Source organism: uncultured Kluyvera sp. (assembly GCF_902485085.1).
GTDB classification, from domain to species: domain Bacteria; phylum Pseudomonadota; class Gammaproteobacteria; order Enterobacterales; family Enterobacteriaceae; genus Kluyvera; species Kluyvera ascorbata.
In genome coordinates this window covers 42,497-61,575 of record NZ_CABTJS010000097.1, presented here as the reverse complement: position 1 = coordinate 61,575, position 19,079 = coordinate 42,497, and the positions used below count along the sequence as shown (strand labels likewise).

19 protein-coding genes are annotated in these 19,079 nt (G+C 54.3%); 9 read left to right on the top strand and 10 right to left on the bottom strand.

Annotation, left to right across the window (positions count from 1 at the left end):
• Positions 1-55: 55 nt before the first annotated feature.
• Together RDN66_RS11965 and yghU are read left to right on the top strand one after the other, a co-directional pair.
• Positions 56-604, top strand: coding sequence for a thioredoxin (locus RDN66_RS11965; RefSeq protein ID WP_202217181.1), 549 nt, complete (start codon positions 56-58; stop codon positions 602-604).
• Positions 605-655: 51 nt separating this feature from the next.
• The gene (gene yghU, locus RDN66_RS11960) at positions 656-1,525 is read left to right on the top strand and encodes a glutathione-dependent disulfide-bond oxidoreductase (RefSeq protein ID WP_202217180.1); all 870 of its coding nucleotides are present in this window, start codon (positions 656-658) and stop codon (positions 1,523-1,525) included.
• 28 nt (positions 1,526-1,553) lie between these two features.
• Here the strand turns inward: yghU and RDN66_RS11955 are convergent, their stop codons facing one another.
• Complete coding sequence (locus tag RDN66_RS11955; RefSeq protein WP_035892073.1) at positions 1,554-1,844, bottom strand: DUF2623 family protein; 291 nt, start codon at positions 1,842-1,844, stop codon at positions 1,554-1,556.
• Positions 1,845-2,046: 202 nt separating this feature from the next.
• Here RDN66_RS11955 and RDN66_RS11950 point away from each other — a divergent pair, with 202 nt between their 5' ends.
• Positions 2,047-3,087 (top strand): aldo/keto reductase, encoded by a 1,041-nt coding sequence (locus tag RDN66_RS11950; protein WP_123652377.1) that lies wholly within the window; start codon positions 2,047-2,049, stop codon positions 3,085-3,087.
• Between the two features lie 117 nt (positions 3,088-3,204).
• Here RDN66_RS11950 and RDN66_RS11945 read toward each other — a convergent pair whose 3' ends face one another.
• Positions 3,205-3,699 carry a TIGR00645 family protein gene (locus RDN66_RS11945; RefSeq protein WP_035892075.1) on the bottom strand — a complete coding sequence of 165 codons (495 nt, stop codon included), beginning with the start codon at positions 3,697-3,699 and terminating at the stop codon, positions 3,205-3,207.
• A gap of 70 nt (positions 3,700-3,769) precedes the next feature.
• The gene (locus RDN66_RS11940) at positions 3,770-4,279 is read right to left on the bottom strand and encodes an ESA_00282 family adhesion-associated protein (protein ID WP_035892077.1); all 510 of its coding nucleotides are present in this window, start codon (positions 4,277-4,279) and stop codon (positions 3,770-3,772) included.
• A gap of 103 nt (positions 4,280-4,382) precedes the next feature.
• Between RDN66_RS11940 and RDN66_RS11935 the strand changes: the two genes are divergently transcribed.
• Entirely contained in the window at positions 4,383-4,778 is a 396-nt protein-coding gene (locus tag RDN66_RS11935; protein ID WP_202217178.1) for a hypothetical protein, read from the top strand.
• Between the two features lie 2 nt (positions 4,779-4,780).
• A complete protein-coding gene (locus RDN66_RS11930; protein WP_051910718.1) occupies positions 4,781-5,224 on the top strand; it encodes a hypothetical protein in 444 nt (147 codons plus the stop codon).
• On the opposite strand, the gene RDN66_RS11925 is transcribed toward RDN66_RS11930, so the two are convergent.
• The 5 genes from RDN66_RS11925 to exbB all read right to left on the bottom strand — a co-directional run bounded on the left by RDN66_RS11925 (position 5,197) and on the right by exbB (position 11,167).
• On the bottom strand, positions 5,197-6,729 hold the full coding sequence (locus tag RDN66_RS11925; RefSeq protein WP_202217177.1) for a glycoside hydrolase 43 family protein: 1,533 nt from the start codon (positions 6,727-6,729) through the stop codon (positions 5,197-5,199). The two genes, RDN66_RS11930 and RDN66_RS11925, sit on opposite strands and share 28 nt — an antisense overlap.
• Before the next feature lie 10 nt (positions 6,730-6,739).
• Positions 6,740-8,119 carry a glycoside-pentoside-hexuronide (GPH):cation symporter gene (locus tag RDN66_RS11920; RefSeq protein WP_373995155.1) on the bottom strand — a complete coding sequence of 460 codons (1,380 nt, stop codon included), beginning with the start codon at positions 8,117-8,119 and terminating at the stop codon, positions 6,740-6,742.
• A 201-nt stretch (positions 8,120-8,320) separates the two neighbouring features.
• On the bottom strand, positions 8,321-9,772 hold the full coding sequence (locus RDN66_RS11915) for a methyl-accepting chemotaxis protein (protein ID WP_202217176.1): 1,452 nt from the start codon (positions 9,770-9,772) through the stop codon (positions 8,321-8,323).
• A gap of 231 nt (positions 9,773-10,003) precedes the next feature.
• Positions 10,004-10,429: a TonB system transport protein ExbD gene (exbD, locus tag RDN66_RS11910; RefSeq protein ID WP_035892082.1), complete on the bottom strand. Its 426-nt coding sequence runs from the start codon at positions 10,427-10,429 to the stop codon at positions 10,004-10,006.
• 6 nt (positions 10,430-10,435) lie between these two features.
• Complete coding sequence (gene exbB, locus RDN66_RS11905; RefSeq protein WP_035892083.1) at positions 10,436-11,167, bottom strand: tol-pal system-associated acyl-CoA thioesterase; 732 nt, start codon at positions 11,165-11,167, stop codon at positions 10,436-10,438.
• A 250-nt stretch (positions 11,168-11,417) separates the two neighbouring features.
• Between exbB and metC the strand changes: the two genes are divergently transcribed.
• A complete protein-coding gene (gene metC, locus RDN66_RS11900) occupies positions 11,418-12,605 on the top strand; it encodes a cystathionine beta-lyase (protein WP_202217175.1) in 1,188 nt (395 codons plus the stop codon).
• 246 nt (positions 12,606-12,851) lie between these two features.
• Positions 12,852-13,511, top strand: a complete 660-nt coding sequence (gene yghB / locus RDN66_RS11895) for a DedA family general envelope maintenance protein YghB (RefSeq protein ID WP_035892085.1) — start codon at positions 12,852-12,854, stop codon at positions 13,509-13,511.
• 42 nt (positions 13,512-13,553) lie between these two features.
• On the opposite strand, the gene RDN66_RS11890 is transcribed toward yghB, so the two are convergent.
• A complete protein-coding gene (locus RDN66_RS11890; RefSeq protein WP_035892087.1) occupies positions 13,554-14,447 on the bottom strand; it encodes an AraC family transcriptional regulator in 894 nt (297 codons plus the stop codon).
• 197 nt (positions 14,448-14,644) lie between these two features.
• On the opposite strand from RDN66_RS11890, the gene yqhD reads away from it, so the two are divergent.
• Entirely contained in the window at positions 14,645-15,808 is a 1,164-nt protein-coding gene (gene yqhD / locus RDN66_RS11885) for an alcohol dehydrogenase (RefSeq protein WP_123652372.1), read from the top strand.
• Positions 15,809-15,911: 103 nt separating this feature from the next.
• Positions 15,912-16,739 (top strand): 2,5-didehydrogluconate reductase DkgA, encoded by an 828-nt coding sequence (dkgA, locus tag RDN66_RS11880; RefSeq protein ID WP_123652371.1) that lies wholly within the window; start codon positions 15,912-15,914, stop codon positions 16,737-16,739.
• Positions 16,740-16,859: 120 nt separating this feature from the next.
• On the opposite strand, the gene RDN66_RS11875 is transcribed toward dkgA, so the two are convergent.
• Positions 16,860-19,031, bottom strand: coding sequence for a YgiQ family radical SAM protein (locus RDN66_RS11875; protein ID WP_123652370.1), 2,172 nt, complete (start codon positions 19,029-19,031; stop codon positions 16,860-16,862).
• Positions 19,032-19,079 lie beyond the last annotated feature (48 nt).

Genomic DNA, 19,079 nt, shown 5'->3' with positions numbered 1-19,079 from the left:
TCAGAGGCAAAAATTTTCATCCCCAAAATGCACTTTAAAAACATCAGGAGTCCACATGAGTTTACAGGCACAGCCGCTAGTCTGGGGCCATGGAACACGTACCTTCGAAGTGTTTCTGGAACCCACCTGCCCATTTTCCGTTAAGACTTTCAACAAGCTGGACGCGCTGCTCGACCTCGTCGGTGAAGAGAATGTCAGCGTCAAAATTCGTTTGCAGTCGCAGCCGTGGCATCTGTTTTCCGGCGTGATTGTGCGCTGTATTCTTGCCGCCTCTACGCTACCCGACGGTAAAGCGGCGGCGCATAAGGTGATGAAAGCGGTTGCCGATCATCGCGAAGAGTTTGAGTTTACCGACCACTGCAGCGGCTCGAATATGGACGCCACGCCGCAGGAGATTATCGCGAGGATTGAGCGCTACAGCGGCGTACCGTTATCCGCGGCGTTCGCCGAACCTGAGCTGCAAAAAGAAATTAAATGGCACGCTAGATACGCGCGCCAGAACGGCATTCACGTCTCCCCCACCTTTATGGTCAACGGCCTGGTACAGCCGGATCTGGGCAGCGGTGACGACGTCAGCGTCTGGGCGGCACGGATTTTTGCCTGAAGCTGCTAAACTTCACTACCTCAACACATCATCAAAATAAGGCGAGCGATTATGTCAGAGAACACCTATCAGCCACCCAAAGTGTGGGAATGGAAGCAAAACAACGGCGGCGCATTTGCCAATATTAACCGCCCGATTTCCGGTGCCACTCATGAACAAGCGCTGCCGGTGGGCCATCACCCGCTCCAGCTTTACTCTCTGGGCACGCCCAACGGCCAGAAAGTCACGATTATGCTGGAAGAGCTGCTGGCGGCTGGCGTTGCGCAGGCAGAATACGATGCGTGGCTGATTCGCATTGGCGAGGGCGATCAGTTCTCCAGCGGCTTTGTCGAAGTGAACCCAAACTCGAAAATTCCCGCCCTTAGCGACCATTCCACCACGCCGCCGACTCGCGTGTTTGAGTCCGGCAATATTCTGCTCTACCTGGCGGAGAAATTCGGTCACTTCCTGCCAAAAGATCCGGCAGGGCGCACCGAAACGCTGAACTGGCTATTCTGGCTACAGGGCTCAGCCCCGTTCCTCGGCGGCGGTTTTGGTCACTTTTATAACTATGCGCCGGTGAAGATTGAGTACGCGATTGACCGCTTCACCATGGAAGCGAAGCGTCAGTTAGACGTCCTGGATAAACAGTTGGCTCGTGGGCGCTATGTGGCGGGCGAAGAGTACACTATCGCCGACATCGCCATCTGGCCATGGTACGGCAACGTGGTGTTGGGCAACGTGTATGGGGCGGACGAGTTCCTGGATGCACAGAGCTACAAGAACGTCATGCGTTGGGCGCAGGACATCGCCAGCCGTCCGGGAGTGAAGCGCGGTCGTATTGTTAACCGCACCAACGGCCCGCTGAACGAACAGCTGCACGAGCGTCATGACGCCAGTGACTTCGATACCAATACCGAAGACAAGCGTCAGCAATCATGATGAGAAACCGGGTGCCAGGCACCCGGTTTTATTGACCTTCCAGCCGGTAGCCCGCCATAAAGTAGCGAACGGTGGTGCTGGAATCGTGCTCTTTAAAGAAATCCATCACCATCTCTTTATCCAGCCCGTAGCGGCGCGTCAACACGCCCGCCTCCCAGGCACTCAGCTGGCGATCGCCGGTTTTCTCAAACATACGGTGCGAAAAACCCAGCACAAAGCCACGCTTATAGTCGGTGCAAAAACCGATGACCTTCTGCGCGCTGTCGGCATAAGGTGCCTTCAGTCCCGCAATTAACCCTTTGCCAAAATGGTTATCCATCTCTACGCCCTCAATCGTTATATATAAAATTATATAGCGATTTTTTGAGCGATGGTAGCGCTATTTAAGGGCTACCCCCTAAGAGGAATAAAGCGCGTCTTTTTCATCCCAACCCCGACAATGTGATCGGCACAACGGGCATTAATCACAAAAATAAGTACGCTAGGAACAGTGTTTCAAAATAAAAAGAGAAGGAGACCTTATGGCCTGGCAAGCAAACCCAGCCCGTTACGAACAGATGCAGTATCGCTACTGCGGCCGCAGCGGGTTGCAGCTTCCTGCACTGTCCCTCGGCCTATGGCACAGTTTCGGCCATATCAGCGCCCTCGACGGCCAGCGTGCCCTGCTGCGCAAAGCCTTCGACTGCGGTATAACCCATTTCGACCTTGCGAATAACTATGGGCCGCCGCCGGGCAGCGCAGAGGAAAACTTTGGCCGCCTGCTACGAGAGGATTTTGCGGGCTATCGTGACGAACTGATTATCTCCACCAAGGCCGGTTACGATATGTGGCCTGGGCCATACGGCTCCGGCGGTTCACGTAAATATCTGCTGGCGAGCCTCGATCAAAGCCTGCAGCGTATGGGGCTAGAGTACGTTGATATCTTCTATTCCCACCGCGTTGATGAGAAAACACCGATGGAAGAGACCGCGGCGGCATTAGCGCAGGCGGTGCAGAGCGGTAAAGCGCTTTACGTCGGTATCTCTTCTTATTCTTCCGAACGTACTCAGGCGATGGTGGAACTGCTGCGTGAGTGGAAAATTCCGCTGTTAATTCATCAGCCATCTTACAACCTGCTGAACCGCTGGGTGGATAAGAGCGGCCTGCTGGATACGCTTGAGCAAAACGGCGTGGGCTGTATTGCCTTTACTCCTCTCGCGCAGGGGCTGCTGACCGGCAAATACCTGAACGGTATTCCGGAAGGTTCTCGCATGCAGACGGAAGGCAAAAAAGCGCGCGGTCTGACGGAGAAGATGCTGAGCGAGAGCAATCTCAACAGCCTGCGTTTGCTGAACGACATGGCGCAGCAGCGCGGTCAGTCGATGGCGCAGATGGCGCTAAGCTGGCTGCTGAAAGACCGTCGCGTGACCTCCGTGCTGATTGGCGCGAGTCGCCCGGAGCAAATTGAAGAGAACGTGAAGGCACTGGAAAACTTGAGCTTCTCGGCAGAAGAGCTGGCGCAGATTGATAAGCATGTTGCAGATGGGCAGTTGAATCTGTGGCAGGCGTCGTCAGATAAGTAAAAGTATGAACATGTAGGCCTGATAAGCGTAGCGCCATCAGGCAGCCCGGCGCACATTGCCGAATGGCGGCGATGCCTTATCCGGCCTACAAACGTACCGGATAAGGTATTTATATCGTTATTTTTTCCCGCGAGTCAGGCTATCGAGATAACCCATCACAAACGCCGACAGTACAAACGTCAGGTGGATAATGACATACCACATCAGCTTGTTGTCCGGCACGTTTTTGGCGTCCATAAACACGCGCAGCAGGTGAATAGAGGAAATGGCGACAATCGATGCTGCGACCTTGTTTTTCAACGAGGTGGCATCCATTTTGCCCAGCCAGTTAAGCTTCTCTTTGTGCTCGCTGATATCCAGCTGCGACACAAAGTTTTCATAGCCCGAAAACATCACCATTACCAGCAGGCCACCAACCAGCGTCATATCCACCAACGACAGCAGCATCAGAATAAGGTCAGCTTCTGCCATGCTGAAAATGTTCGGCAATACGTGAAAAATCTCCTGAAAAAACTTCAGAGATAATGCCAGCAGCGCCAGCGAAAGGCCAAAGTATACCGGGGCCAGAATCCATCGCGATGCGTACATCGCATTTTCCAGAAAACGTTCCATAGCGTCCTGTTCGTCAGTCAAATTCGACCTAGTATATCGCAACTATGCAACATCATAACAACAGATGTATTCACACATCATGAGGACGAATAAACGGTCGCTGATAGTCTGGCCACACCAGCCCCACCAGCTCCGGATAGGCTTCGTTGGCGAACTCCTGATAGCACTGTTTTAAACTCTGTACCACCGGATCAACCGGCGCAACGCGCTCGCCTTTCAGGCAGCGGCGTTTGATTTCATCATAATATTCATAAACCGCCCCGTTCAGATTACGGCAGCGATCCTGCGCTTCAAACAGCCCTGGGGTTTCTTTTAATTCGTCTATCGACATCCGCTTAATGGTTGATTGCAGAAAGTCGATATACTCATGATTAATACGCCAATACCACACGGGAGTGATGCTGCTCATCAAGCTGGCAAAATGGTTTTCACCTTCATCTTTGCTGAGCGGCGCAGGGGCCAAAGGGGTAACGGTTTCATTATTGGTATCGGATGACTCGTTATTTTGACCATACAGAAAAATTAAAATAACGCCGGTGAGTAGCAGTAACACCATCACAAAATAAATAATACCGCTCATGGTTTTCTCCACTTTTTTTGATTTTAAAAGTGCGCCATGATAATGTCAACGAACCTCACTATAATAAAAAACACTTTCCAGCCCCTCGAAAGATGACAGGTATATGATTGCTGAAACCCTTATCCCAGCCCGTTTCTGTATCCCAGCCATAGAGGCTGAGCCGCAGGATATGAAGGCCAGCACGCAGGCAGAGCCGAAGAAGGCTACCCTTGCAGACTGGCAGGATGAGATATTGATAAGCGGTGGCCAATCACGTAACCCATTGCTGGAAGAGCGTGACCGTCATATAAAGGATAGATTATATCGCGTCGCGAAAATTGAAGCCTTTGCCCTTATGCTAAATAACCTGGTTGTTCAGGGAGAGATCTCTTCACTGGAGTTAAGTCAAATTATTGAGTTAAAAACCCAGGAGATAAATGATAATGGCAATGAAATTTGGCTTAATTTAATGACGCAGGAAAAAGTCACACCGCTGTTTTATAATTTAACGGATAAGTAAGTATGAAACTTGTCGATGTTAATCAGGCTAATATATCGTTAAGCCCACAGATAAGCGATGAGACGCTTCTTCAGCGTAACCTTCAGGCGCTGCGCGACGAAAAAAGCGCTGAGGGTCGGCGTATCTCCAGCCCTTCCGTCCCGCTCACCGCCGCGCTGGTCAAAATGAAGTGGAAAAACCGCCGCGAGATTTATGCCTATCAGGTCAAAGAAGAGATCTTTGGCGCAGCCCTTTGCGAAGTGATGGAACGTTACCCGCACCTGCGCGATAAAATTCTCGCCCACACAGAATCCTGCTATCAGCATGTGCTGAGCCGCGAAACCGCAACGCTTGAAATCAGCCGCGGCCTCGCGGATGGTGATTACCGCACCTCAAACGTCATCCTTAAACTGGATAAAGAAGACGAAAAGCCTCCCGTTCAGCCGGTGATATCCGTCGCGAAATAGTCAAAAGCACAAGACCCCTGCGGTGAATCCGCCTCAAGCGCAAGCGCCACTAGCCCGATTTTCGCGCCGACCCACTTACCTTTTCCCGCCGCAAAGACTGGCGTCACCGGCTGCCAGATTCCCCCTTGTTCACACCAGGCGAAACTGCAAATGCCTCCGTGGGTGACGCTAACACTAAACGCGCACGATGCGCTATTTATCTGCGCAATGACCCGACGGCTTTCGCGCACCACGCCGGCATCGCTCATCCAGCCAGTGACCCAAAGTAACTGATGATATCCGCCCTGCTTTTCAAGCAGCAGCGCCGCGTAGCGCTCACCGTAAATAATCAGGCCGCCGCTATCGCCATTTCCCGCTGCGTTTAGCGTCAACGCCGTTCGGGCAGTAAACTGCCACGCCGGGAATTTTTGCAAAAGCAGATTCGGTTGCCAGTAAAGATTACTTTTACCCTCAGTCTGCACCAGCGGATAACAGCGTAAATTCAGTTGATGACTTCCCGGCAACAGCCAACCAGGATTAGGGTTCGCCTGCCACTGCCACTGTAAACCAGGCACGCCTCGCGCAAAATCGTCATCGGTTTGCGGCAAGCGTCGTGCCGATGGCGGCAGGCTTGCCGGGCGCGGCCAGCGCATCACTGGCTGACCTTCCCCTTCACCACCCATCGGCTCACCGATACGTGGCCAACCGTCCTGTTCCCAGCGCATCGGCTGCAGGTGGACAATACGTCCGTAGAGGTGCGCATCCTGGAAATGCACAAACCAGCATTCGCCGTCATCCAGTTCCACCCAACCGCCCTGATGCGGGCCATTCACCGGTGTATCGCCCTGGAACAACACATTTCTGGCCTCCCACGGGCCGGCCATACTGCGGGCGCGCAGCACAGTTTCCCAGCCTGTCTCCACGCTGCCCGCCGGGGCGAAAATGTAATACCACCCGTCGCGCTTGTAGACCTTCGGCCCTTCCAGCGTCGGCTGATCGCAGCTACCGTCATAAATGATACGACCTTCGCCAAGCAGAGAAGTCCCATCCGGGGACATGGCAAACAACTGAAGCTTGTGCTTGATGCCGCTGCGGCTATGAGCAAAGGCATGCACCAGCCAGGCGTCACCGTTGTCGTCCCAGAATGGACAAGGATCAATCCAGCCTTTCGCCGGTTGCACGCAGTACGGTACGCTCCATGTTCCCCAGGGATCGTCGGTCTGACACATGAAAATTCCCTCATCCGGCGTGCTGAAAAACACCCATAGCTTGTTGTCATGCCAGCGAATTGATGGGGCCCATACACCTTTTCCCGGCTGATATTCGTCATAGCCGGGCAGCGGCAGCGCATCAAAGACGTGGTTAATAATCTGCCAGTTGATCAGGTCCGTTGAATGCAGAATCGGCAGCGCGGGCATATGGTTAAAGCTGGAAGAGACCATAAAAAAGTCGTCCCCAACTCGGACGATATCCGGGTCGGAATAGTCCGCGCACAAAATCGGGTTCTGATACTCAGATTGCGTCATCTCACTCTCCTCAGGCTTTACTCAATTCGCCGTCAACCGCTTGCGGCTCTGCGGTTGTCGCTGGTACCCCTGCCTGTTGACGAGCGGAGAGGTCACGTTGAATTGCCGCCATTTTCTGGTCGTCGAGCTTATAGAAGCGTGACAACCACCACAGCACCAGGTAAGAGAGTGATGGCCCGAGGGTCAGGAGCCCAACGATGCCCATTGTCGCCATCGGCGTTTGTTCACTCACGCCCGCCTGATAGCCAAACAGCCCCAGCGAGAATCCTACCACCGCGCCCGCAACCGCCATCCCCATTTTCAGCGCAAACAGGTTGCCAGAATAAGAGAGCCCGGTAATACGGCGACCAAACTTCCACTCGCCGTAGTCGGCGGCGTTGGCCATCATGTTCCACTTAAAAGGTTGGTACATCTGGTGGAAGAAGCCGACGAGGAAATAGAGCGGGAACACGACCGGCAGCCAGGTCGGTGGTACGAAGAACATCACTACGCCTACTGCGACCAGCAGCAGGTTAATGTTTTTAAACAGTGATACTGCGCGATAACGCTTCGCCAGCCAGCCCGCGGCGATACTGCCGATAATGGTGCCGACGACGCTTGTCGAGACAAAGGCCGATTTCATCGCCGTGCCCGCCGCCGACTCCACGCCCCCCATCATCAGATAGGTGGCGTAATAGAGCGTGGCTGCACTGCGCATCACGCCCGCCATACTGGAGAAGAAGGTAATGATCGCCACGATCCGCCACTGATCGTTTGCTAACAGCGAACGCAGATCTTCACGAATACTGCCCTGCTGCTCAACCGCAGGCGCCACGCGCTCTTTAGTCGAGAAAAAGCAAAATGCGAGCATCACAATGGCAATCAATCCCATGATGCCCATGGTGGCCTGGAAGCCGAACTGCTTATCCTCTTTGCCCAGATAATCGACCAGGAACAGCGTCGCAACGGAGACCATCAGCCCGGCAATAGAGGAAATCGTAAAGCGATAGGACTGTGCCGACAGACGATCTTTTTCATCGCGCGTGATCACCCCACCCAGCGCGCAGTAAGGAATGTTGATAAAGGTGTAACACAGCATCAGCAGGGTATAGGTCAGGTAGGCGTAAACCAGTTTACCTGATGCGCCGAAAGCCGGCGTGGTAAAGGTCATCACCGCCAACACGGCGTAAGGAATAGCAAACCAGATTAGCCACGGGCGGAAGTGGCCCCATCGGGTTTTAACCCGGTCGGCGACAATGCCGGTCAGCGGGTCGGTGATAGCATCAAGAACGCGAGTCACCAGAAACATCACCCCAACCGCCGCCGCGGAGAGGCCATAAATATCTGTATAAAACCAGGTTAAAAACATCGTTACAGAAGAGTAGACGATACCGCAAGCGGCATCGCCCATGCCATATCCCAGCTTTTCTGCGATAGACAATTTGTTGTCATTTGCCACGAGAATGTCCTCCGGAATTGAAGAGGCTTCAATGTAGGAGGATGCCTAAGACAATCCTATTGTCATTTTTCGTACTGGTATTACGTTTTCTGGCAACTGCGGAAGCTGTCACACAACTGGATGATTTGTCATACCGCTTTCATTTTTGTGACCTTAAACCAGCCGGAACACAGAGATCGCCGACTTCAGTTCACCGGTATGGTGCTGCTGTTGCTGGGCCACCTGAATCGTCTGCGCCACATGCTGTACGTTCTCCTGCACGCTGGCATCAATTGTGGCAATGCTGCCTTTCATCTGCAGCACGCTGGTTTTCTGCTGGTCGCTCATTGAGAACAGCACGTCAACGCAGGATTGCAGGCTGTCGATATTGTGGATAATTGACTCCATCGTTTTCCCCGCTCGTTCAACCTGCTCCGCGCCCTGATGGGTGCGCTCGACGGAGGTGGCAATCATCTGGCGAATATCGCGCGCGGCTTCTTCACAACGTAGCGCCAGCGTACGTACTTCGGCAGCCACCACCGCGAAGCCTTTGCCGTGCGCGCCCGCCCGCGCCGCCTCAACGGATGCGTTCAGCGACAGAATGTTGGTCTGGAAGGCAATGCCGTCAATAAGCTCAAGAATACCGTTAATTTTCAGCGACTCATCGCGGATATGTGCCATTGAGGCCATCGCCGAGCGAATATTTTCCCCGCCCTCCTGCGCCACGCCGCTCGCCTGTTCCGCCAGCGTCCGCGCCTCGCTGGCCTTCTCGCTGGTGAGCGAGGCCGCCCCGGCGAGCTGCTCCATGGCGCTGGCGGTGACGGCTAACGATCGCGCCTGGTTATCCGTGCGTTCAGAAAGTGCGGTATTGCGCTGGAGGAGCGTTTGCGAGGCTTCAATCAGCTGCGAAACGTTGCCGCTCACTTGCTCAAGCGTATTACGCATCGCATCCAGCGTCAGGCTAAAGGTGCGGGCAAACGGGGAGCTGCTGGTTTTGCTGTCGCGCTCAAGGGTCAGATACCCCGTCTCTCGGTTGATAACCGAGGCTAGCTTCGCCACTTCGCTAGCCGAGCGGGCATCCTGCTCCATCCGCACCGCCAGCAGCACGAGGAATATCGTCTGCGCGACAACGTATAGTCCATGCATTATCACCATTTCCAACCCGGTATGCATAAAGACAGTAATATTAAACAGGCCATACTCTTGCAAATAGTTAAACACCAGATGATGCACGGCAATAACGGCAGCCCCCATAATTAATGGCCGCCAGTCTCGCCACGCCAACAATGCGGACAGTAGGACAAATACCGAGAAGTGGTATTCGGTTTCGCCATCTCCAAGCTGAATTAGCAGCGCAGAATAGGCCATCATAATAAACGCGTACACCAGACGCGTAATGAGCTTACCGGGAAAAAGTAGCGTCATGAGCGTGCCGAGAACCGCAAGCAATGTGGCCACCAGCAGCGCCAGACTGAGGTTGCCATTCATCGCTCCCACGCCCAACGATACGCCCCACATCACCCAGGCGAGCGCCATCAGCAGCCGGTCGGCTCTACGGCGAATAGAGGATAAAGAGAACAGATCCCGAGGCACGCCATCGGCTTGCCATAACGTCATTATTGCCATGATATATTCCGCCTGCGCAGGTGTTATTTCACGTCATATTATTGTTAGCGTTCAGAATTAAGCGTAGAGGGGTTATTTATAGCTAGCCAGCAAGTTGTTAAAAATATATCGCCACTATTAAGCTATGCTTAATAACATTTAACAGAGGATTGGAATATATAAGACTTAAGGGAAATATTATATTACTGAGGGAATAATAACGGATGGCGCAGAACGCGCCATCCGGGATACTTATTTTTTCGCGACGGTCTCTTCACCGACCAGGCCAATTTTCAGATAGCCTGCCTGATGCAGAGTATCCATGACCTTCATCATCGTCTCATAGTCCACGGTTTTGTCCGCACGGAAGAAGATAGTGGTATCTTTTTTGCCTTCCGTCAGCGCGTCAATTGCCGTCACCATGTTGTCGTCGGTAATCGGATCGTTACCGAGGAACATTGATTTGTCCGCCTTCACCGACAGATAGACTGGTTTATCCGGGCGAGGCTGCGGTTGGCTAGACGAGGCTGGCAAATTCACTTTGACATCCACGGTGGCCAGCGGGGCGGCAACCATGAAGATAATCAGCAGTACCAACATGACATCGATAAACGGCGTCACGTTGATATCATGCATTTCGCCATTATCGTCCAGATTTTCATTAAGACGCATTGCCATGGGGCGTTAACCTACTCGTAATTTCTGGGCGGTACGCACCGGGTGTACGCCGCTGGCGCTGAGGTCCAGGTCACGGCTTTGCAGCAGCAGAACCTGCGCCGCAACGTCGCTCAGGTTGGCTTTAAAGCCACCAATCAGACGCGCGAAGATGTTATAGATAACCACCGCTGGAATCGCAGCGAACAGGCCAATTGCCGTTGCCAGCAGCGCTTCCGCGATACCAGGAGCGACGACCGCCAGGTTAGTGGTCTGGGTCTGGGCGATACCGATGAAGCTGTTCATGATACCCCATACGGTACCAAACAGGCCGACGAACGGGGAGATAGCACCGATGGTCGCCAGGAAGCCGTTACCACGGCCCATATGACGACCCACAGCTGCCACACGACGCTCCAGACGGAAGCCGGTACGTTCTTTAATACCTTCGTTATCTTCCGAACCCGCAGAGAGCTCCAGTTCGTTCTGCGCTTCGTTGATTAACTGAGTGCTCAGGCTACGGGCATCAAAAGCGGCCGCAATTTCATTTGCCTGATTCAGGGAACGTGCATCGCCTAACAGTTTTTGTTCGCGCTTGAGGCGGCGCTTATGGGAGATAAGCTCTGCACCTTTGCTGAAGAAAATAGCCCAGGTGACGACGGATGCCAGTATCAAGCCAATCATGACTACTTTAACCACGATGTCGGCATGATGATACATACCCCAAACGGAGAGATCCGCCTGCATCAAATTATTACCCACTGTGTATCTCCAGGACGTAAATCACAAATTCTGGGAACAATAATATCAAAACATCGTCGAATTGATAGTAGTTCTCATTAGTATTTACATATTGACCCAAATCACACTTATTTTCCTTGCGCTTACGCAGTAAAAAAGTTTTCCGCCCGTTTTTTGGCAAAATTTTCTGCTGTTCGCGCACTAAACGGTAGATCCCGCGTGCAATCGTGTTAATTTAGCCATCCAGACGTATAAAAATAGGCAGACAAAAATGGCAGACAAGCACCTCGATACCGCGCTGGTTAACGCCGGACGCAGCAAAAAATACACCCAGGGATCGGTGAACAGCGTCATTCAGCGCGCCTCTTCGCTGGTGTTCGACACGGTCGCCGCCAAAAAACATGCGACCCACAACCGCGCCAACGGCGAACTGTTCTATGGCCGTCGCGGTACCCTCACCCACTTCTCATTGCAGGAAGCAATGTGTGAGCTGGAAGGTGGCGCCGGCTGCGCCCTCTTCCCCTGCGGTGCGGCAGCGGTAGCCAATACGATTCTGGCATTTGTTGAACAAGGCGATAACGTGCTGATGACCAACACCGCCTATGAGCCAAGCCAGGACTTCTGCACCAAAATTCTCGGCAAGCTGGGCGTGACCACCAGCTGGTTTGACCCAATGATCGGCGAAGGGATTGCCGCGCTGATTAAGCCCAACACCAAAATCGTATTCCTGGAATCCCCCGGCTCCATCACCATGGAAGTGCACGACATTCCGGCCATTGTTGCCGCCGTACGCCGGGTCGCGCCTGAAGCCATCATCATGATCGACAACACCTGGGCGGCGGGGATTCTATTTAAAGCGCTCGATTTCGGTATCGATATCTCTATTCAAGCCGGTACCAAATACCTGATTGGCCATTCGGATGCGATGGTGGGTACGGCGGTGTCTAACGAGCGCTGCTGGCCGCAGCTGCGTGAAAACGCCTACCTGATGGGCCAGATGCTTGACGCGGATACCGCCTACATGACCAGTCGCGGCCTGCGTACGCTGGGCGTGCGTTTACGTCAGCACCATGAAAGCAGCCTGAAAGTGGCCGAATGGCTGGCTCAGCAGCCTCAGGTTGAACGCGTAAATCACCCTGCACTGCCTGGCAGCAAAGGGCATGAATTCTGGAAGCGTGATTTTACCGGCAGCAGCGGTCTGTTCTCCTTTGTGCTCAAAAAGCACCTGAACGATGAAGAGCTGGCGAACTACCTGGATAACTTCTCGCTGTTCAGCATGGCCTACTCCTGGGGCGGCTTTGAGTCGTTAATTCTGGCTAACCAACCGTCGGAACTCGCCAGCATTCGCCCGGAAGGGAAAATCGATTTCACCGGCACGCTGGTTCGCGTCCATATCGGTTTAGAAAACGTTGACGATCTGATTGCGGATTTAGCGGCAGGATTTGCCCGCATCGTGTAACATACCTATGCCCGGCAGCTTCTGCTGTCGGGCGGGTTAGCAATGTTTTTGATGCGTCGGTCAGACGCGTCACCGATGTTGAGAACAGTCGGTCCCCGAAGTGATAGATCACCGTCGGCGTAAACCGTTTCCGCGTTGTTGTCAGCAAATCAGGACAGCGCGGCTTCAGTAGTTGCGCACGCGATCAAGGTGTTCTTAATCTTTCGGGCGTACAATAAGCGAAAACGCTGTTCCACAGGAATGTTCATGGTCGTTATTCAAGATATTGTCGCCGCGCTTTGGCAGCACGATTTTGCTGCTCTGGCGAATCCGCACGTCGTGGGGATCGTTTATCTGGTCATGTTTGCCACACTTTTTCTGGAAAATGGCCTGCTTCCCGCTTCATTCTTACCCGGCGATAGCCTCCTGCTATTGGCGGGCGCGCTCATTGCGAAGGGCGTGATGGGCTACGTCCCCACTATTGCTATTCTGACTGCCGCGGCGAGCCTTGGCTGCTGGCTGAGCTATGTTCAGGGCCGTTGGTTGGGCAATACCCGCGTGGTGAAAGGCTGGCTGGCGCAGTTGCCGGATAAATACCATCAGCGGGCTACCTGCATGTTTGACCGTCACGGTCTGCTGGCGCTGCTGGCGGGGCGTTTCCTGGCGTTTGTGCGTACCCTGTTGCCAACCATGGCGGGTATCTCCGGCCTGTCGAATCGCCGCTTCCAGGTGTTCAACTGGCTGAGCGCACTGCTGTGGGTGGGCGTAGTGACGAGCTTAGGCTATGCCATCAGCATGATTCCGTTTGTGAAACGTCATGAAGATCAGGTGATGACCTTCCTGATGGTTCTACCGATTGTCCTGCTGGTCGCCGGGCTTCTGGGCACGGTGATTGTGGTGATTAAGAAGAAGTATTGCGACGCATAATATCTCGTAGCCCGGCCAAGCGCAGCGACGCCGGGCTACGAATTACATTCCCCGCAGTCGCGCGGCATCCTCTCCCGGCGTCATGCCGAAATAACGCTTAAACTCACGGCTGAACTGCGAAGCGCTTTCGTATCCAACCTGCATCGCCGCGGCGCTGGCCTTCAGCCCGTCATGCACCATCATCATCCGCGCTTTGTGCAGACGGTAGCTCTTCAGGTACTGCAACGGCGACGTGCTGGTCACCGACTTAAAGTTATGGTGAAACGCCGACAGGCTCATATTGGCCTCGGCGGCGAGCTGGTCCACGCTTAAGGCTTCTGTGTACTGGCTTTCAATGCGTTTGAGCACCCGGCTAATCTGGCTGAAATGGGTCTGGCGGCTGACCAGCGCCATCAGCGCGCCGCCGCGTGGTCCGGTCAGCACGTGGTAGAGCATTTCACGAATAATCTGTTTTCCCAGAATACGAGCGTCCAGCGGGCGTTCCATCACATCCAGCAGGCGTTCGGAGGCACAGAGAATCTCTTCTGAGAGCGTCGCCGAGTTGATGCCGCTTTCTGCCATCGATGAAGGATGAAACAGCGGGTCTTCACCGATATCCATCAGCAGCTCTTGCAGTTGTAGAATATCGACATCAAGCCGTAATCCTGCCAGCGGCGCGTCCTCAGTCGCAAAAGTTTCACATTCGAAGGGTAAAGGTACCGTCAGCAGCAGATATTCGTTGGCATCGTAGCGGAAGGTACGCTCGTTGATATAACCAATCTTATAGCCGGAAAAGAGAAACACGATGCCCGGTCGGTACATCACCGGAGTGCGCCCGCTTGGCTGAGTGCCATAGATAAGCTGAATATCCGGCAGCAGGGCTCGCAGATTTTGTTCGTTACTTTTCAGCTGCTTAATTTTATCTGTCAGCAGCAAACAGATCTCTTCACGGTTCATCAACGGAGGCTCCTGATACCTTTTCCGACGCTGCCATTGTGGCGTTGTTTAACGTATTTCTCCAGAGCTATGGAGAAATGGGCAAGACAATCGCAGGAATGTGCATTGAGAGGTACGACAACGAAGACCACAATGATGTCATTCGGCGATGACCCCTCACCGCCCTCTTTTTCCACCCACCATATAGGGAACGAGCAATGTTTAATTTTGATCTTCATACCCCGACCCGCATTCTGTTCGGTAAAGGCGCTATCGAAAACCTGCGCGCTCAGATCCCCGCTGACGCTCGCGTGCTGATTACCTACGGCGGCGGCAGCGTGAAAAAAACCGGCGTGCTCGACCAGGTGCTGAGCGCACTGCAAGGTCTGGACGTGCTGGAGTTCGGCGGGATTGAGCCAAACCCATCTTACGAGACGTTGATGAACGCGGTGAAAATTGCCCGCGAAGAGAAAGTCACCTACCTGTTGGCCGTTGGCGGTGGTTCCGTACTGGATGGCACCAAGTTTATCGCCGCTGCCGCGCATTACGATACCAACATCGACCCGTGGGAAATTCTGGAAACCTACGGCAGCAACGTCAACAGCGCGATCCCTATGGGTTCCGTACTGACGCTGCCAGCGACCGGTTCCGAGTCCAACAAAGGTGCCGTTATCTCCCGTAAAACGACCGGTGACAAGCGCGCCTTTATGTCTCCACACGTGCAGCCGCTGTTTGCGATTCTGGACCCGGTTTACACCTACACCCTGCCTCCACGTCAGGTCGCTAACGGCGTAGTGGATGCATTCGTTCATACCGTAGAGCAGTACGTAACTTACCCGGTTGACGGCAAAATTCAGGATCGTTTCGCGGAAGGCATTTTGCTGACCCTGGTTGAAGATGGCCCGAAAGCGCTGCAGGAACCAGAAAACTATGCCGTACGTGCCAACATCATGTGGGCAGCCACTCAGGCACTGAACGGCCTGATTGGCGCTGGCGTACCGCAGGACTGGGCAACCCATATGCTGGGTCACGAACTGACCGCAATGCACGGTCTGGATCACGCGCAGACGCTAGCTATCGTGCTGCCTGCCCTGTGGAATGAAAAACGCGATACCAAACGCGCCAAACTGCTGCAGTACGCAGAACGCGTATGGAACATCACCGAAGGTTCTGACGATGCGCGTATCGACGCCGCTATCGCCGCAACCCGCAGCTTCTTCGAACAAATGGGCGTGCCAACTCGCCTGTCCGACTACGGTCTGGACGGCAGCTCTATCCCTGCGCTGCTGAAAAAACTCGAAGAGCACGGCATGACTAAACTCGGTGAAAATCAGGATATTACCCTGGACGTGAGCCGCCGTATTTACGAAGCTGCACGCTAAGAGCTTCTCGCTTTACCTTTCGTTTTTGCATATTTCGACCAGACTTAATCTTACAAACCTTATCGGGGCATTGCCCCGATAAGCTCGTAAAAAGGAGAAATGCATGACACATCCAACCGTGATTAAACTGCACGATGGCAATGTAATGCCGCAGCTCGGCCTCGGAGTATGGCAGGCCACGAATGAGGAAGTCGTCACCGCGATCCATAAAGCGCTCGAGGTGGGCTACCGTTCCATTGATACCGCCGCCGCTTACAAAAATGAGTCGGGAGTCGGTAAAGCAATTAAGAGCGCGGGCGTTGCTCGTGAGGATCTGTTCATCACCACCAAGCTGTGGAATGACTCCCATCTCCGCGCGGCGGATGCCCTGCAGGAGAGCCTGGAGCACCTGCAGTTGGACTATCTCGACCTGTATCTGATCCACTGGCCGGTTCCTGCAACCGACCATTATATCGATGCGTGGAAGAGCCTGATTGAACTGCAAAAACAGGGGCTGATTAAGAGCATCGGCGTGTGTAACTTTCAGGTGCCTCACCTGCAGCGGCTGATTGATGAAACCGGCGTTGCGCCGGTTATCAACCAGATTGAGCTGCATCCGCTGATGCAGCAGCGTCAGCTGAATGCCTGGAACGCGACGCACAAAATCCAGACCGAGTCCTGGAGCCCGCTGGCACAGGGCGGTGAAGGGGTGTTTGACCAGAAGGTTATCCGTGCTCTGGCGGATAAATACGGCAAGACCCCCGCGCAAATCGTGATTCGCTGGCACCTCGACAGCGGCCTGGTGGTTATCCCGAAATCGGTCACGCCGTCACGCATCGCCGAGAACTTTGCGGTGTGGGATTTCCGTCTGGATAAAGATGAGCTGAGCGAAATTGCGAAGCTGGATCAGGGCAAGCGTTTAGGGCCGGACCCGGACCAGTTTGGTGGTTAAGTTGTATCGAGTACCGGATGGCGGCTACGCCTTATCCGGCCTACAAATCATCGAGTAGGCCTGATAAGCGCAGCGCCATCAGGCATAAAATACCCGGCATTTGCCGGGTATTTTTTTAGCTCAACGAGACGCGGGTTTAGGGCGTTTTTTGATGCCACCAGGCGTCTGGCGCTGATGCGCCACCGGCGTGTGCTTGGTCAGCGCCGGGCGGGTGTTGCGGTTCTGGCGACGCGCTTCGCGCATTTCATCCAACGTCGGCGCAGGCACCAGGCAATCACGACGGCTGCCGATCAGATGCTTTTTGCCCATCGTCTCCAGCGCCGTACGAATCAGCGGCCAGTTAGCCGGATCGTGATAGCGCAGCAGCGCTTTATGCAGACGGCGCTGCTTATCACCTTTCGGGATCACCACGTCTTCACTCTTATAGCCAATTTTACCCAGCGGGTTCTTGCCGGTGTAATACATGGTGGTCGAGTTCGCCAGCGGCGACGGGTAGAAGTTCTGTACCTGGTCCAGACGGAAACGGTGCTGCTTCAGCCACAGCGCCAGGTTAACCATATCTTCATCGCGCGTTCCCGGGTGGGCGGAGATAAAGTACGGGATCAGATACTGCTCTTTACCGGCCTGCTTCGAATAAGTGTCGAAAAGCTCTTTAAAGCGGTGATAGCTGCCCATCCCCGGCTTCATCATTTTCGACAGCGGCCCTTCTTCGGTATGTTCCGGCGCAATCTTCAGATAGCCGCCCACGTGGTGGGTAGCCAGCTCTTTGATATAGCGCGGGTCTTCCACCGCCAGGTCATAACGCACGCCGGAGGCAATCAGGATTTTCTTGATGCCTTTCAGGTCGCGGGCGCGGCGATACAGGTTGATGGTCGGCGTGTGGTCGGTATCCATATGCGAACAGATTTCCGGGTACACGCAGGAGAGACGACGACAGGTCTGCTCCGCACGCGGCGACTTACAGCGCAGCATATACATGTTGGCCGTTGGGCCACCCAGGTCGGAGATAATGCCGGTAAAGCCCGGTACCGTATCGCGAATCGCTTCGATTTCGTTGATGATCGAATCTTCGGAGCGGCTCTGAATAATACGGCCTTCATGCTCGGTGATGGAGCAGAAGGAACAGCCGCCGAAGCAGCCGCGCATGATATTGATAGAGAAACGAATCATATCGTACGCCGGAATACGCGCCTTACCGTATGACGGGTGCGGAACGCGCTGGTACGGCAGCGCAAACACGCTGTCCATCTCTTCGGTGGAGAGTGGAATTGCAGGCGGGTTAATCCAGATATAGCGGTCGCCCTGCTTTTGCATCAGCGCACGGGCGCTGCCCGGGTTTCCTTCGTGGTGCAGAATACGGGAGGCATGGGCGTACAATACCTTGTCGCCTTTAACCTTCTCAAAAGACGGCAGCAGCACGTAGGTTTTCTCCCACGGCTTAGGGCGCGGCGGCTGCACGGTAACGGCTTTGGCTTCCTGTTTTTTCGGTGCTACCGGTTTGTTGTCAGCACACGGCAGATCGTCGCCGTACGGATGCGGAATCGGGTCGATTTTCCCCGGGGTGTCGATGCGGGTTGAGTCGACGCCAGACCAGCCCGGCAGCGCTTCTTTGACGATAATCGCCGTGTTACGCACATCGCGAATCTGCGCGATGGGTTCGCCCGCCGCCAGACGGTGCGCCACTTCAACCAACGGACGCTCACCGTTGCCGAACATCAGCATGTCGGCTTTGGCGTCAATCAGCACCGAACGGCGCACGGTATCGGACCAGTAATCATAGTGCGCGGTACGACGCAGGCTGGCTTCGATGCCGCCGAGAATGACCGGCACATCTTTCCACGCCTCTTTACAGCGCTGGGTATAGACCAGCGTGGCGCGGTCCGGGCGTTTGCCCGCGACGTTGTCTGGGGTATAGGCATCGTCATGGCGCAGCTTGCGGTCTGCGGTGTAGCGGTTGATCATCGAGTCCATGTTGCCCGCGGTGACGCCGAAGAACAGGTTCGGTTTGCCCAGGCGCATAAAGTCGTCTTTGCTGTTCCAGTCCGGCTGAGCAATGATCCCCACGCGGAAGCCCTGCGCTTCCAGCATACGGCCACAAATCGCCATCCCGAAGCTCGGGTGGTCAACGTAGGCGTCGCCGGTTACCAGAATGATGTCGCAGCTATCCCAGCCAAGTTGATCCATCTCTTCACGTGACATCGGCAAAAACGGAGCCGGCCCAAAACAGGCAGCCCAGTACTGCGGCCAGGAGAAAAGGTCGCGATCCGGTTGGATCAGGGAGATAGCGCTCATATTGCTTCCGAAAAATTGGCAAAAAAATAGACAAAGGCCGGGGATTAT